Consider the following 15,836-nt stretch of genomic DNA (forward strand, 5'->3'; position numbering starts at 1 on the left):
ACCCCTGCATTTGATTACTGCCTTTTGGAGTTAGTCTGAAAGAAAACGGGCCTGAAGGTCGTTGATCATAAGCCCAACACTGCAAGAAAAGGTTTTGAATATACCCAATCAACTCACACGGTCAAATTACTTTGCTTAATAACATCCATTACAAATGTGCTTTTGGTCTGGCCAATATTGGGCACTTCACTTAGTTCGTTGACAAAAAACTTATAAAAGCTCTCCATAGACGAGGAAATGATCTTGAGCATAAAATCAAAATCCCCCGATATGTTGTAGCATTCCACCACCTCTTTAAGTTGGGTTACGCCGGTAATAAATGCCTGAGCAGCACTTTTATTATGATCTTTTAGCGATACATGGCAGATGACCATAACACCCTTCCCTAATTTCCTATTATCCACCAAAGCACCATATTGAACTATTACGCCCTCCTGCTCCATGCGCTTTATTCGATCATGGGTAGGTGTGGGGCTAAGGTGTACCCTGGCTGCAATTTCCCTCACAGTCAGCTTAGCGTTTTGTTGCAGCAGCGACAGTATTTCAAGGTCTTTATTATCTATCCCTGTAAATGGACGTTCGTTTTGTTCTGTTATCATGTTACTATTCCACTTTTTTTGCGCACTTGTTCTTTGATCAATCCGAAAAAATTGCCTATGTTCTTAAAATAGTCAAAATGGCGCTCATAAAATTAGGTAAAAGTACCTTTGAAAGAACAAAGATACAAATCTACAATGCAGAAAAAGAATATTATCCTTATCATAGGCTCTATGGGCATACTGGTCGAAGCGCTGGATATAGCGATCATCAACCTGGCGCTGCCATCTATACAGCAGGAATTTGCCCTCACAGGTGCCGGCGTGCAGTGGCTACAGTCGCTATACATATTGTTTTATGGCGGATTCCTAATTATTGGTGGCAAGTTATCTGATGTGTACGGGACTAAGAAGATGTTCCTGCTGGGCAGTGGGTTATTTTTATTCACTTCGCTTGGTGCAGGTTTATCGCCCACATACAGCAGCTTGCTTGTATTCAGGGCCATACAGGGACTGGCAGCAGCAATGGTGATGCCGGCAGCCTTCTCCCTCATCAGCCATACATTTACAGATCTTAGTGAGCGTGGCAGAGCCATGGGCATCTTTAGTTCTTTTGCAGCCATAGGCTCCGGCAGTGGATTATCACTCGGCGGCGTTATAACCAGTTATTGCGGGTGGCAGTGGGTGTTCATTATCAATGTGCCCATCCTTGCCATAGTAATATTGTTCGGCTATGCACTGCTAGATGTAGATTCGCCATCCCGGACAGGAGAGAGGCCAGACCTGCTTTCCGGTTTCTTCTTGGTGTCCGGGCTGGTAATGGTGACAATATGTACCCAACTACTGGCGGCACCGGCAGACAACATATGGTATATAGCTTCACTTGTGGTACTTATTGTTCTATTTGCAGCCACTTTGAAGACCAGACTTGGCAAGAAAGAAAATCCGTTGATAGATCTCTGCTTGTTCCGCATTCCGTCGCTGGTGGCGGGCAATGTGTCATTTCTGCTCCTTGGGGCATTTTTTACAGGCTACCTGTTCATTGTATCTATGGTGCTGCAGTATAACCTGCACATCACCGCAGCAAAGGCCGGCATCATTTTGGTACCGTTTAGCCTGCTCTCGGTACTAGTTGCACGATTTGTAGCCCCACATATTATGCCACGCATTCCTGTTATCGCCACTGCAATGATCGGAATGGCATGCATGTTAACAGGCAGCATTTTCCTGATGGCAGCTATTTACTTTACTCAACTTTCTCTGTTGTTGTGTGGCGCCGCCTCCATAGCCGGATTTGGTATTACGCTTTGCTTTACCGGATTTTCTGTAATGTCTATGCAGCAGATACCGGCCATGCACTATGGTGTTGGGTCTAGTCTTACGTCTACCTCCTTTTTCTTTGGCGGTGGCGTAGGCTTGCCCTTACTAACCATTTTTATAAAAAATGGCACAAATATAGGCGTTGCCCCAATTATAGTACTTGCGGCATTTGCATCAGTTGCCTTGGTATTCCTGGTCTTATATATGCAGAAAGTAAATGCGCAGAATGAACAAATTACCGGTTCGGCAATTGAAAAAATTGAAAGTGGACTGACGGCAGTTGTCTAGATAAACCTCCTTTATAGTGAATATTTCATGAACATGTAGGTGCTTTTCGGGTGGAAAATGATACTGCCTTCTCCAGAAACATACCGGAGAGCTATCATTCGAAGGGATAAATAGATAACAGCTAACTCTATATGGATGTTGGGAGAGTTTTACAAACATGAATTTAGACCGATAGCCGCAGTCTTATTTACCATCGGATTAACCACATTACTCATATATTATATCTTCTATTTTAGAAAAGACAGGAAAGCGGAACTGGCGTAAGTGTTAATTTATTTGTACAGCAAACCGATTTTTAAAAATGAGGTAATTAATCAATAACTTGCATATTGATTATGGAATCGATTTTATTTCAGGACCTGGGTAATGTTGCGTATGATACAGCCTGGGATTACCAGGAGCAATTGATGAAGGTGAGCCTGGACGCTAAAGCGCAGTGGTACAACACCCCTGAATTGGAGCGATTAAAGGGGCCAGATACCGTGCATCACCTACTGTTTTGCGAGCATCCGCATGTGTATACTATAGGCAAGAGCGGGCATATGGAGAACTTGCTGGTGAATAATGCCATGTTGAAAGAACTTAATGTTTCCTTTTTCAAAACCAACAGAGGTGGCGATATTACCTACCACGGACCTGGCCAAATAGTGGGCTACCCTATTCTGGACCTGGAGCGCTTTTTCACTGATCTGGGCAGATATATGCGTAATCTGGAAGAAGTGATGATACGCGTATTAGCTACTTACGGGATCGTGGCTGGCAGGTTACCTGGATCGACCGGCGTGTGGCTGGATGCAGATGTGCCGGGCAAAGCACGCAAGATATGTGCTATGGGTGTGAAGTGCAGCCGCTGGGTGACCATACATGGTTTTGCACTAAATGTAAATACAGACCTTAATTATTTTAATTATATAGTACCTTGCGGTATTACTGATAAAAGTGTAACCTCCCTGCAGAAAGAACTGGGTCGCCCGGTAGATGAGCAGGAGGTAAAAGAGAAGCTGGTCTATGAGTTCGGCCAGGTTTTTGGGGCGGAAATGATCATAGAGAAGCCTGTTGAAAATGTAGTGGTATAATTTTTTTAGCGTTAAAGTCAATATACATTGGCAAAGCAGGAAATTACATATTACTGGGGAGACAACCATTTGCTCATCAACCTTGGCAGCAGGATAAACACACGTATGCGCGTGCTGTATGTATTCGAATTGCTGTTTACACTCGGTTTAGCGTCGCTTATTATTTTCAAATCCTTTCCCATACATCACCATTATTTCCTCTGGATCAATATTACCGGTGCGTCACTTTTATATTTCCTTGCTGTAAGGCGTTTCCTGCTGCGCATGTTCTTAAAAGAGAGCATAGTACTTGACGACCAGTATATAGCCTTTGAAAAACAAACCATTTTTTCGAAAAAAGTACGCAGGTATGATTGGCGATTGCTAGGTCCGCTGCATTACGAGGGCCATGCTAAAAAAACCGATCATCCGCTGAAGGGTAAGACTTTCGACTATTTCGGTTTTGAAACACAAGAACAGATCATACAGGTATTACACCGCAATGGCAATCTGTATTTCGAGACGCATGACGGACGATTGTATTTTGCCCTTGGTGTTTATTCATGGCATGCAGAAGAAATGGTGCAGATGATGAAGATGTATATGGGCAACTATTTGCGCCTTGGCCCCGAATGGGAGGAGATGTTGCAGACGCATGAGATGGATGACGTGCAGTAAGGCTAATAAATAGTCACATAGCCGGATTCTAGTTCCACAACATCGCGGCGTAATACGAATCTATACTGACCTTTCTTCTGGAAGTTTCTCTTATCTAATATTACTTTAGCCGTATTGATCCTTGGAATTTCTATGACCACGTGATTGTCTTTGTCATAGAACTTAATTGAATAGTGGTGCGTACCGAGATCGTCGGGCAAATTGAAGGTGACATTGCCGGAAACGGCATCATTAAAGATGTATTTTGACTTCACGTCAGCAGCCTCATTCACGTTCATATCGTCGGTGAACTTGATGGATATTTTCTGTCTTGGAGCGGCAGGCTCCTTCTTTACTGCTTCGGCAACTATTCGGGCATTATTGCTGGTCGAATCTACATTGTATGAAACTGTTATCTTGCTTTTGGCGGAAGTGGGCAGGCTATCTACATAGGCCTTTACAGCAGCTTCATCTTTAAGGGTAACAGTTACTTTTTTAGGTTCTTCTACAGGCTTATGGTGTTCGGGCTTTTTAGGATCTTCTATGTACTTACTTGCATCGGGCTCGGTGGAGTCTGCATTATACGAAACTGTAAATTTGCGCGTTTCCGATTTAGGCAATGTAGCTACAAAGCCGGCCACATCGGTCTTATCATCAAAGGTTACATTCACTTTCTTTTGTGGCTCCGTGGGTTTCTTTGTATCAATGTATGCGTCAGCGTCTATGTCCCCCGTATCGTCGGTATACGTTACGGCTATCTTCTTGCGGCTCTCAACAGGCAGAGTTTCTATATAATCTTCAACAGTAACTTCCTCCTCATCATCATTATGTTTGGGGAATTTCAACTTTTGCTGCGGGGTGTCTGCGGGAGTTTGAGCAACAGGCTGTGGTGCGGGTTCCTTTTTATACACTTCCATGTACCTGTCTTTATCGGCAGGGTTTACCGCATTCTTTACTTTGCCACTTTGTTTCTCGGGTTTGGGTTGCTCCGTTACAATTAACTTTTGCAGCGCTTCATTCGATGGCAATCCCCTACCTTTTCTTACAGCAATAGAATCGACATAGACCCCATAATGCAAGCTACCCCAGGTAAGGCCTGAGTTGAAGACGATAGACAGTTTGTAATAATTTTTGCCGGGCATAGGATGACCATCGGCAAATGCCTGTACCCCTTTATATAACTTCTTCACATAGCCGATAGTGGAATAATTGAATGAACTATCGGCTGAGCGCATTACCGAGATAGATTTCACCCCATCGTACTGGCAGGTCCAGGAAAGCAACACAATACCATTCTCCTCATCACCAATGATGTCGGGCAAGGTAGGCTGTGCGTATGCTGCGAAAGAGATGGTCACCAGGCACAAGAGAAATAATACCCTGCGCCTAATGGAAGATGAAATCATTTTTCAAACCTAATGCAATTTTCAACAATTAGAAAATAGGATAAATTTATAATTGAAAAATTAACTAAACTGAAACGCTGCCAAAATAAAATGCATGCAATTGTATTTACACAATTAACTACTATCTTAGCCCTTTGAGGATAATCAAATTATTACATGGGAATATTTACAAAGAAACCGATCGGCAAGCTAATGTTGGATTCTGCCGATGGTGAATCGGGATTGAAGCGAACGTTAAGTGCTGCTAATCTTGTTGCATTGGGAATTGGTGCCATTATAGGTGCTGGTCTGTTTGTGCGAACTGCGGCAGCTGCAGCAAATAATGCGGGTCCATCTGTAACCATAGGCTTTATAGTTGCAGCGATAGGCTGTGCACTGGCTGGACTGTGTTATGCCGAGTTTGCATCTATGATACCTATAGCAGGTAGTGCGTATACTTACTCATATGCTACAATGGGTGAATTGGTAGCGTGGATAATAGGTTGGGACCTTGTGCTGGAGTATGCAGTTGGTGCTGCTACTGTGGGTATAGCCTGGAGTGAATACCTGAATAAACTACTGGAGATGTTTGGCCTGCGAGTCCCCTATGAGTGGTCGCACTCACCTTTTGAAACACTCAAAGACGCATCGGGCCAGGTATTGCACCATGGCATGATGAATATACCGGCACTGTTCATCATCTTTATGATCACCATGTTGCTGATACGTGGAACCAAAGAGTCGGCAGTGGTAAATGGTATCATAGTAATATCAAAGGTGTCTATCGTTATCCTTTTCATTGTATTGGGTTGGAGCTATATGGTACCGGCCAATCATACACCTTACATTCCTGAAGCAAGCACATACACTGACACACAGGGTGTAGCACATAATTATGGCGGCATATGGGGCATACTAGGGGCTGCGGGAGTAGTGTTCTTTGCCTTTATTGGCTTTGATGCAGTATCTACAGCCGCTCAGGAAGCTAAAAATCCTAAGAAGGATATGCCAATAGGTATACTCGGATCACTGGTTGTTTGTACCATACTTTACATACTGTTTGCACATGTACTGACCGGTGTTGCCAGTGTAAACGACTTCCGTACTCAGGGTAAAGAGGCATCTGTTGCCTATGCTATTAAGACCTATATGCATGGCTATACCTGGTTGGCTAACCTAGTTACGGTGGCCATTCTGTTTGGTTTTAGTTCTGTGATACTAGTGATGCTGATGGGCCAATCGCGTGTATTCTACTCTATGAGCCGCGATGGTCTCGTGCCGAAAATATTCTCTGACCTTCACCCAAAATTCAAAACACCGTACAAATCAAACTGGATATTCCTTGTGCTGGTAGGCGCGTTTGCAGCATTTGTGCCGGGAGATATTGTAGGTGACATGACCAGTATCGGTACTCTATTCGCCTTTATGCTGGTTTGTGCCGGTGTGTGGATATTGCGCATTACCAATCCTGAATTGCCAAGGCAATTTAAGGTACCTTTCGTACCTGTTGTATCTGTTTTGGGTATACTAGTCTGCGGCGCTATGATAGCCGGTCTCGGCTGGACCAACTGGGCACGACTTGGTGGATGGTTGGTGATTGGCCTGGTAATATACTTCGGCTATAGTAAGAAACATAGTAAATTAAAGGATTAGAAAAATGAGAACAGCCTGTAAGTGATCTTATATTTACAAGCATCTGATAATATACGTTAAAGGGTGGCAGAATTACTTTTGCTACCCTTTTTCTTTATTTGTAAAAAAAGTTATTCATAAGCTATTGCATTTGTAATAAAAGAATTAATTTGTAAGGAAATTATTCATTTAAAATTAACCTAGATAGTTATGAAGCGTAAAATTTACTCATTAGCAATGCTTGCCATTGCTGCATTTTCTGTAGGCAAAGCGAATGCACAATGCCCTACAGGCAGGTATAATTCATTCATGTTTCCTACCTACACGGTAGATTCTGTAGTGTATTCTACCCCGTATAACCTGAAGATGGACATCTATCAGCCGGCAGGCGATGCTTTGGCGGCAAGGCCGCTGGTAATACTGGCACATGGCGGTAGCTTTGTAGGTGGTACCAGGCACGACGATGCTACTGTAGTAGACCTTTGTAAAAATCTGGCTAAACGTGGGTACGTTACCGCATCTATAGACTACAGGTTGGGTAATCTGGTCTCTATGGTATTAGATAGCACTGTGGCCATAGATGTGGTAATTAAGGCCATAAGCGATGGTAAAGCTGCGGTAAGGTTCTTCAGACAAGATGCGGCTACCACTAATACTTATAAAATTGATGTGAACAATATCTACTATGGCGGTAACTCAGCAGGGGCAGTATTGTTTATGCATGCGGGTTATATGCGTACTATGGGAGAAGCACCAAGCTATATTCAAACTGCATTGACCGCTAATGGTGGTATAGATGGGAACAGTGGCAACGCTGGTTACTCTTCTGACGGTAAAGCGGTAATCAACCTGGCTGGCGCATTAAATAACGTATCATTTATCAACGCCGGTGATATACCCTCTGTAAATGTTCAAGGCGACATTGATAATACAGTGCCATATGTATGCGCTTATCCACTGAGCGGAAGTGTGCATGTAAACCTCTGCGGATTGGGTACAATGGAGCCTGAATATGTTGCTAAGAGCATCTATCATATGAGCAAGGTGTACCCTGGTGACGGACATGTGCCTTGGTCAAGCGATCCTTTGAAGTTTGCACAGGTAGACTCTATGGTTACTGAGTTCCTCTACAATGTAAACTGTTCTGCAGTTAATGTGAATGACGTTTCTACCGCTACGGAAGTAAGTTTGTTCCCTAATCCTGCAAGCAGCGAAGTGAACATCAGATCTTCTGAATTACTTAACGACGTAATTGTTTATGACCAAACAGGTCGTGTAGTATTGACACATACTGCGATCAACAACAAGAATTATGTTTTGAACACAAATGCATTAAGCTCAGGAATGTACATGGTTAAGGTGCATTTCAACAATGAGAACTACACACCAATAGTGAAGAGAATAGTTATTGAGTAGTCAATAATATAGTAGTTGAAAGAAAAGCTAAAACCGGTGGTTTTAGCTTTTCTTTTGATTGACACATCCGATAAAAATTCAACACGAGATTATTTTTTACAGATAAAATCCTAACCTTCAATTATCAAACGGGCGCTATATCAGACAATATTTTTTGCCATTTTTTCGATACCTTAGTGGTCCTAAATATCTAAAATTAAAATGATCAGTAAATTTTACTCGTTTACCTTTTCCCTGCTTGCCATGGGATGTGCGCTGAACATCAATGCGCAAACAATAACTACCCTTGCCGGCACAGGCACTGCAGGTTATACCGCAGATGGCGTAGCCGCATCAACATCGGGACTGAACAACCCTTATGGTGTAGCTACCGACGCTGCAGGTAATGTATATATAGCAGATTATGGCAATCATAGAATAAGAAAAGTTGCATACACTACAGGCATCATAACTACTATAGCAGGCACGGGAGTGGGAACTTATGTAGCAGGCGATGATGGCGGCCAGGCGACTAATGCCAGGATCAATTTTCCAAGAGGTATTACTGTTGACCCGTCAGGCAATGTTGTGTTTTCTGATTACGGTAATAACAGGATCCGTAAGATCAATACTACAACGGGCATCATTACAACTATCGCTGGTGTTGGTGGTTCACCATCTTATGTAGCAACAGATGATGGCGGACAAGCTACTAATGCACACCTGGGATTTGCATGGGGTGTTACTTATGACCCGGCAGGCAATCTTTATATTGCAGACAACCAAAACAGCCGTGTGCGTAAGGTAACCGCAGCAGGAATTATCTCTACAATAGGTGGCATTGGTGTAGTTGCATTTGGCGGAGACAATGGTCCGGCAACTGCGGCGGCTATTCAATACCCTACCGGTGTAGCGAGAGATAATGCGGGCAATTTATACATAGCTGATGACGGCAATAACCGAATCCGCAAGATAAATACATCAGGCATCATAACTACTATTGCAGGGTCTGCTACTTACGGATCTTCAGGAGATGGAGGGCCATCAACAGCTGCAAGATTGTATTATCCACGTGGCGTTGCTGCCGACGGACCAGGTAATATCTATATTACGGATGTGAACAACAACCGCATCAGAAAAATAAACATATTTGGCAATATTTACACTTACGCAGGAAATGGAGTAGCGGCATTTGCAGGTGATGGTGGTGCCCCGGCTGCAGCTTCTATCAGCTCACCTACGGGTTTCGCACTTGATGTAGCTCATGGCAAATTTTATATTTGTGACAATGACAACAACAGGATCCGCGTTATCAACACTTTCAACTATCCATATTTTGCAGCTGGTAGCCACCAGATAATTACCACCTGTAACGGCGCTGTAAGAGACCTTGATACAGTACTGGCCATTGACGATATAGATGTAGGACAAACAGAAACATGGTCTGTATTAGTTCCACCGGTTTTCGGTACCGTAGCTGCTTCATACTCGGCGCCGTCTACAGGAACTACAATGACCACATCCGGCCTTACCTATACTCCAGCTTCAGGCTACGAGGGAGTTGACTCTTTCACTGTACAGGTATATGACGGTGTATTTTATGATACTACTACTGTGGTGGTGTACCCAAACGCAGGAGTAATAACCGGCGTAGATAGCTTGTGTCAGGGCTTTACGACTACACTATCTAATGTAATAGGTGGTGGTATATGGAGCAGCAGCAATACAACATTGGCAACAGTAAGTTCTACAGGCCTAGTACAAAACCTTTCGTTTGTTGGCGCGGTAGACACCATCCGTTACACAGTTACTAACTCATGCGGTGTTACAGTGGCAATATTCCCGATAAGGCTAATAGATACGGCACTTTGCTCAGGAGTGTTTACACCTAATGTTTATAAAAATAGTGCAGCACTGAGTGTATTTCCCAATCCTAATAATGGCTCGTTTACAGTTAATGTAGCGGCTGGTGATAAGGAAGAGACTCAGTTTGTGATCACTAACCTGGTAGGTGAGAAAGTAAAGCGTTTCAGCGCCTTTACTAACACAAGTGTAAATATACATTTGGAAGATCAGCCCGCGGGAATCTATTTTATAACAGCATCCAACAGTCATGATCAGTACATTCAAAAGATAGTATTGACAAAATAATCTGTAAGAATAAAATAAATGGAGAGCGGCCTATCTATTGATAGGCCGCTTTTTTGATTTTCGCCTGCATATTTGCCTGCCTTCATCAAAAGGAAACATACAATATTGTGCTGTTTGCATCACCGCGGAGGCTGTTCACTACTCTCATGAACGAGTGCGGACAAATGCTACATAAGTTTGTCATAACAAAAAACAAAAAAATCATGGCAACAGTAATTGTAAATCACAGAGTAAACAATTTTGCAACCTGGAAGATAGGGTTTGACAGTGATAACGTAATGAGAGAAGGAGCAGGTATTACTACCCTGGCAGTAGGAGAAAAAGATGGCGACCCGGGTATGGTGTATATGGTTTTTGATGTAAAAGACTTAGCCGTATTGGGAACATTTATGAGCAGCCCTGAGCTTCAGCAAAAGATGAAGGACCTTGGAGTGATCAGCGCACCTGAGCATATGATAATCAACTAACAAAATGTTTAATCCTATTTCGTCAATGAACCGGGGGGAGCTGCAGGGTGCGGCTCCCCCCGTTTTTCAAATAAACCTTACCAATAGAACAAATACCAACCGCTTATGAATAAGTGATATATTTACTTCCCCGTACATTTTATGAGATATACATTACTGCTGCTTTTACTAACTATCAATTTTTACACCTCATTTTCGCAGGAAGGAAAAAGTAGTCAGTATGCAGCAGGTGCGCAATATGATAGCGCGATTCAATTTATGCAGCATGCTGATGACCTAAATGGACTAAAGTATCTAAGAGCTGCAATAACTATTTACCAAAATAACGGCGATAGAAAAGGAATAGCCAATTGTTACCAGGCCATGGGACAAATAGCCATTAACCATAGCAACCCCACACATGCATTAAAGAATTACCTGGCAGCATTAAAGATATCAGAAGCGTTGGGAGACAAAACAGTTACTGCATACTGTTACAATAGAATCGGCGATATAAATAAAGGTCAACGTAACTATAAGGATGCACTGAAATATGATTTGTTAGCACTTCAAATATTCAAGGAAACCAATAACAAAAACGGACTGGGAAGCTGCTATAACAGCATTGGCGATGTGTTTGAAAATGAAGGACATTATGACGAAGCGCTGAGTAACTATACTTCCGCTCTGAAAATAATACAGGAAACTGGAGATCAAAAATCATTGACCTGGCCCTACTACAATATAGGAGAGGTATACATGCTGAAAGGCGACTATAGCCAGGCACTCAAATATTATCAATTGGCGCTTAAGATACAGGAAAACCTAAATGACCAGAGTGGTAAGGCATGGTCATACAACAACATAGCAGCGGTATACATAAAGCGAAAGCAATTGGATACTGCAGAAAAATACTGCCTGCAAAGCCTTGAGATCACTACCAAACAAAATGAACTTTCAGGCATGACCAATGCCAGCCGCAACCTCAGTGATATTTATGAACAAAAAGGAGACCACATTAAAGCATTGCAATACTATAAGGCATACAAAACGCTACAAGACAGTGTATTGAACAGGGATAATACCCGCAACCTGGTAACACAGCAAATGCAGTATGACTTTGATAAAAAAGAAGCGCAGATAAAAGAGCAGCAGGACAAAAAAGACCTGATCACAACAGGTATAGGTGCCCTAATATTGTTAGCAGCGCTTGTAGTGAGAATGGCCTACCGCAGTCAACGTAAAGCCAGCATGCTGAAGAGTGAATTACTGCAACAGAAAGAAGAATCGATCGTTCAGAAGGAAATACTAATGCGGGAGATACACCACAGAGTGAAAAATAATCTACAGGTAATAGGCACATTGCTGGAGTTGCAGCTGGCCAGTATAACAGATAGCTATGCCAGAGATGCCATTACTGAAAGTGCTACAAGACTTAAAGCCATATCCCTCATTCATCAGCAGTTATACAGGGATGCCTACCTGGCTACAGTAGAATGTTCGCAATTTACTACAGACCTGCACACACAGGTGAGTACAATTTTCATTAACAGCGGCCAGTATGTAACGCTGCGCAATGAAATGCCACCTATAATGTTGGATATTGACACCGCAGTGCCATTGGGCCTTATACTGAATGAACTGATGACCAACTCTTACAAATATGCATTCAAAGGCAGTAACGGCAGCATAGACCTGAGAATAGAAAAAGAAGGCGACAGCTATATGCTAAAGTACAAAGACAGCGGCCCGGGACTACCAGATGGTATGGACCTGAGATCATTAAAGAGCCTGGGTATACTGATCATGCAAAGCCTGACTAAACAAATAGGCGGGGCTTTTACATATTCAGCTGAGACAAAAACATTCCTGATCACCTTCAGAGACGCGGCAGACATGAAGAAGGACGCCTAGTAATGTGCTGCAAAGTGCGTATTTTGCATGGGTATGGCGAAAATAAAGGTAGGCATAGTTGAAGATGAAATGATCATAGCGCAAGGCATAGCTCACGCTCTTCATGAACTTGGCTATGACACTACCGAACCTGCGATAAGCTATACTGAAGCACTGGGCATGATAGTGAGCGAACGGCCTGATGTGATATTACTGGACATACAACTGAAAGGACACAAAGACGGAATAGAGCTTGCTAAGAAGATAAAGGAGGAATACCATATCCCTTTTATATTTCTTACCGCCAATGCCGATGCAGCAACCGTAAGCAGGGCAAAAGAACTAAACCCACCAGCCTATCTTGTAAAGCCCTTCAACAAAAGCGAACTGTTTGCGGCCATTGAGATATGTCAGCATAATTTTTCTGTGGCAGACAACAAAACAGACACCTCCGAAAAAGATAATTATCATATAAAAGACTGCCTGTTTATAAAGCACGGCGCCAATTTTCATAAGATCAAGACCGAGGATATACTATATATAGAGAGTGATAACATTTATATAAATGTACACACCCGCGGCATTAAATACCTGGTAAGACAAAGTATACAAAATTACCTGGACCTGATAGGCGCCAGGCACTTTATGCGGGTACATAAAAGCTTTGCTATAAATACCAGCCATATTGACCAGATAAATACAGAAAGCGTATTTATCAATGGCAAAGAAATACCGATCGGCAAAACCTATCGAGAAGATCTCCTTTCATTTCTGCGTTTGGGCTAGTCATTCAACTTCATCATTTCTATGCCCCGATAAATCCTTACTTTAGCAGGCCAAGCTATGGCCAACGATATACTACTATTGAAAGATGCTAATGGTAAGATACTGGATAAATACCTGAGTAAAGGCTGGTATAGGTCGGGGAAATTTGTGTTTACTACCAAGATCGTATCTCCCGGGCAGGATGCAGTTTATCCGGTATATTGGCTACGATACATCACATCAAAGGTTGCTTTATCTACCAAAAACAAAAAGATAATTGAGCTAAATAAACACTTTAGTGTAACCATAAAGAAGTTTGCGATCACCGATGAACTTAGAACACTTCACAGATCATACATTGACAGTGTAACATTCACCACTGCAGCTACGCTCGAAGACCTGCTGATGGAAGTACCCGCAAGAAGGTTTGATAGCTATGTAATAGAAGTGAGAGACGGAAATAAACTCATATCAGCAGGCATATTTGATAAGGGCACGACAAGTATAGCAGGCATTGTAAATTTCTACTTGCCGGAATATAAAAAGTACAGCCCCGGAAAATACATCATGCTCTTAAAATACCAATATTGTATTGAGCAGAACATACCACTGTATTATCCGGGCTACTATGCATTAGGATTATCGGTCTTTGATTATAAATTATTTCTGGATAAACAGGCCACCGAAGTATACCTTCCGGGGCCAAACATTTGGATACCCTATTTTGAGTTTGACAGAATCATAAAGAATCTTTACGCTTCCAACGGATAAACATACTTAAGCATTTCTTCCAGTTGAGTACGTTCATTGCTCAGGCGTGGCACCTTATGCTGCCCTCCCAACTTACCCTTATCTTTCAGCCATTTCTTAAAGCCATCTTTAGGCATCTGATGCACTATGGGCATACGCAAAGCAATATCCTTGTGGCGCTTGGCTTCGTAATCGGAATTTATTGCCTGCAATGACTTATCAAGCAGCGTTGTAAATAACTCTAATGATACCGGCAAATGTTCAAACTCAATAATCCACTCATGGCCACCATTACTTTCGCCGGTCATATAAAGAGGGGCAGCAGAGTAGTCGACAACAGAAGCACCGGTTTCCGCACATGCAATGGCTATTGCGTTATCACTATTGTCTACTATCACTTCTTCGCCAAATGCATTGATGAAGTGCTTTAAGCGACCGGTAACTTTAATGCGGAATGGAGCGAGAGACGTAAATTGTATGGTATCGCCAACCAGGTAACGCCACAGTCCGCCATTTGTGCTAATGACTATTGCATACTGCTTGTAGGTCTCTACCTCTTTCAATGTGAGTGTTTGCGGGTGGTCTTTACCATACTCTTCCAACGGCATGAACTCATAAAATATGCCGTGGTTGAGGAACAGCAACATGCCGTCTTCATCCTCTTTATCTTGTGCAGCAAAAAAGCCCTCAGAAGCATTGTAAGTTTCCCTGTAGTGCATATTTGGACTGGGGATGAACTGCTCAAACTGCCTGCGGTATGGAGTAAAGTTCACTCCACCGTGTATATACAATTCAAGGTTAGGCCATATGTCCAATAAATTTTTTGTGCCTGTTATTTCAAATATTCGCTTGATGAGTACTGTGGTCCAGGTTGGCACACCTGCTATGTAGGTTACGTTTTCTTTAATGGTGCTGTGTGCCATGCGCTCTATCTTCTCTTCCCACTCAGCCATCAGTGCGATAGACATCTCGGGCAAGCGGAACATCTTGCCAGCGAACGGCATATTTTGTAATGTAACAGCCGATATATCACCAAAAAAAGAGGCAGCATTCAATTGATTGATCTGGTGGCTACCACCCAAAACAAGACATTTACCCGATGTAATATTAGAATCAGGATTGTCTTTAAGATATAATGCCAGTACATCTTTGCCGCCCCTGAAGTGATTATCATCGAGCGACTCTTTGCTTACCGGTATAAATTTGCTCTTGTCACTTGTTGTTCCACTTGATTTTGCAAACCAGGTGATGGGTGAAGGCCAGAGTATATTTTGCGTTCCTTCGAAAATGCGCTGTATATAAGGCTTTAAGGTTTCGTAATCATTGATAGGCACATTCTTCTGAAAATCGGCAATGCTGTCGATATGTTCAAAATCGAACTTCTTACCGTACTCCGTAAACTGAGCTGAGCCAATGAGATGATTAAAAACCTGCTGCTGAGTATCTATGGGATTATGCATGAAATTATCAATTGCACTCTGTCGCAATTTGATAAAACCTTTGAATGCAGGACTGATTAAGATACTCATGGATTATTTTAAAATTAGTTAATTAATGGCTGAA

Annotated in this window: 13 protein-coding genes; 10 read left to right on the top strand and 3 right to left on the bottom strand. The window is 42.5% G+C overall.

Going from position 1 to position 15,836, the window contains the following annotated elements; all coding sequences use genetic code 11:
• Window positions 1–113: 113 nt before the first annotated feature.
• Complete coding sequence (locus CJD36_RS04125; RefSeq protein WP_105037822.1) at window positions 114–599, bottom strand: Lrp/AsnC family transcriptional regulator; 486 nt, start codon at window positions 597–599, stop codon at window positions 114–116.
• A 135-nt stretch (window positions 600–734) separates the two neighbouring features.
• Here CJD36_RS04125 and CJD36_RS04130 point away from each other — a divergent pair, with 135 nt between their 5' ends.
• The 3 genes from CJD36_RS04130 to CJD36_RS04140 all read left to right on the top strand — a co-directional run bounded on the left by CJD36_RS04130 (window position 735) and on the right by CJD36_RS04140 (window position 3,877).
• A complete protein-coding gene (locus tag CJD36_RS04130; RefSeq protein ID WP_105037823.1) occupies window positions 735–2,144 on the top strand; it encodes an MFS transporter in 1,410 nt (469 codons plus the stop codon).
• A gap of 335 nt (window positions 2,145–2,479) precedes the next feature.
• The gene (gene lipB, locus CJD36_RS04135; RefSeq protein ID WP_105037824.1) at window positions 2,480–3,220 is read left to right on the top strand and encodes a lipoyl(octanoyl) transferase LipB; all 741 of its coding nucleotides are present in this window, start codon (window positions 2,480–2,482) and stop codon (window positions 3,218–3,220) included.
• A 27-nt stretch (window positions 3,221–3,247) separates the two neighbouring features.
• Window positions 3,248–3,877 carry a hypothetical protein gene (locus CJD36_RS04140; RefSeq protein ID WP_105037825.1) on the top strand — a complete coding sequence of 210 codons (630 nt, stop codon included), beginning with the start codon at window positions 3,248–3,250 and terminating at the stop codon, window positions 3,875–3,877.
• Between the two features lie 2 nt (window positions 3,878–3,879).
• Here CJD36_RS04140 and CJD36_RS04145 read toward each other — a convergent pair whose 3' ends face one another.
• Window positions 3,880–5,262 carry a hypothetical protein gene (locus CJD36_RS04145; RefSeq protein WP_105037826.1) on the bottom strand — a complete coding sequence of 461 codons (1,383 nt, stop codon included), beginning with the start codon at window positions 5,260–5,262 and terminating at the stop codon, window positions 3,880–3,882.
• 156 nt (window positions 5,263–5,418) lie between these two features.
• Here CJD36_RS04145 and CJD36_RS04150 point away from each other — a divergent pair, with 156 nt between their 5' ends.
• The 7 genes from CJD36_RS04150 (at window position 5,419) to CJD36_RS04180 (ending at window position 14,294) form a co-directional block, all read left to right on the top strand.
• The gene (locus CJD36_RS04150) at window positions 5,419–6,894 is read left to right on the top strand and encodes an amino acid permease (protein ID WP_105037827.1); all 1,476 of its coding nucleotides are present in this window, start codon (window positions 5,419–5,421) and stop codon (window positions 6,892–6,894) included.
• Window positions 6,895–7,083: 189 nt separating this feature from the next.
• On the top strand, window positions 7,084–8,289 hold the full coding sequence (locus CJD36_RS04155; protein WP_105037828.1) for a T9SS type A sorting domain-containing protein: 1,206 nt from the start codon (window positions 7,084–7,086) through the stop codon (window positions 8,287–8,289).
• 201 nt (window positions 8,290–8,490) lie between these two features.
• Entirely contained in the window at window positions 8,491–10,419 is a 1,929-nt protein-coding gene (locus tag CJD36_RS04160; protein ID WP_105037829.1) for an NHL domain-containing protein, read from the top strand.
• 203 nt (window positions 10,420–10,622) lie between these two features.
• Window positions 10,623–10,886, top strand: a complete 264-nt coding sequence (locus tag CJD36_RS04165) for a DUF3764 family protein (RefSeq protein ID WP_133162483.1) — start codon at window positions 10,623–10,625, stop codon at window positions 10,884–10,886.
• Window positions 10,887–11,027: 141 nt separating this feature from the next.
• Window positions 11,028–12,779 (top strand): tetratricopeptide repeat-containing sensor histidine kinase, encoded by a 1,752-nt coding sequence (locus tag CJD36_RS04170; protein WP_105037831.1) that lies wholly within the window; start codon window positions 11,028–11,030, stop codon window positions 12,777–12,779.
• A 33-nt stretch (window positions 12,780–12,812) separates the two neighbouring features.
• Window positions 12,813–13,544, top strand: coding sequence for a LytR/AlgR family response regulator transcription factor (locus tag CJD36_RS04175; RefSeq protein ID WP_161499203.1), 732 nt, complete (start codon window positions 12,813–12,815; stop codon window positions 13,542–13,544).
• A 57-nt stretch (window positions 13,545–13,601) separates the two neighbouring features.
• Complete coding sequence (locus tag CJD36_RS04180; protein ID WP_105037833.1) at window positions 13,602–14,294, top strand: arginine-tRNA-protein transferase; 693 nt, start codon at window positions 13,602–13,604, stop codon at window positions 14,292–14,294.
• On the opposite strand, the gene CJD36_RS04185 is transcribed toward CJD36_RS04180, so the two are convergent.
• The gene (locus tag CJD36_RS04185; RefSeq protein WP_105037834.1) at window positions 14,276–15,802 is read right to left on the bottom strand and encodes a GH3 auxin-responsive promoter family protein; all 1,527 of its coding nucleotides are present in this window, start codon (window positions 15,800–15,802) and stop codon (window positions 14,276–14,278) included. The genes CJD36_RS04180 and CJD36_RS04185 overlap by 19 nt on opposite strands.
• Between the last annotated feature and the right edge of the window lie 34 nt (window positions 15,803–15,836).

Source organism: Flavipsychrobacter stenotrophus, assembly GCF_002954265.1.
GTDB classification, from domain to species: domain Bacteria; phylum Bacteroidota; class Bacteroidia; order Chitinophagales; family Chitinophagaceae; genus Flavipsychrobacter; species Flavipsychrobacter stenotrophus.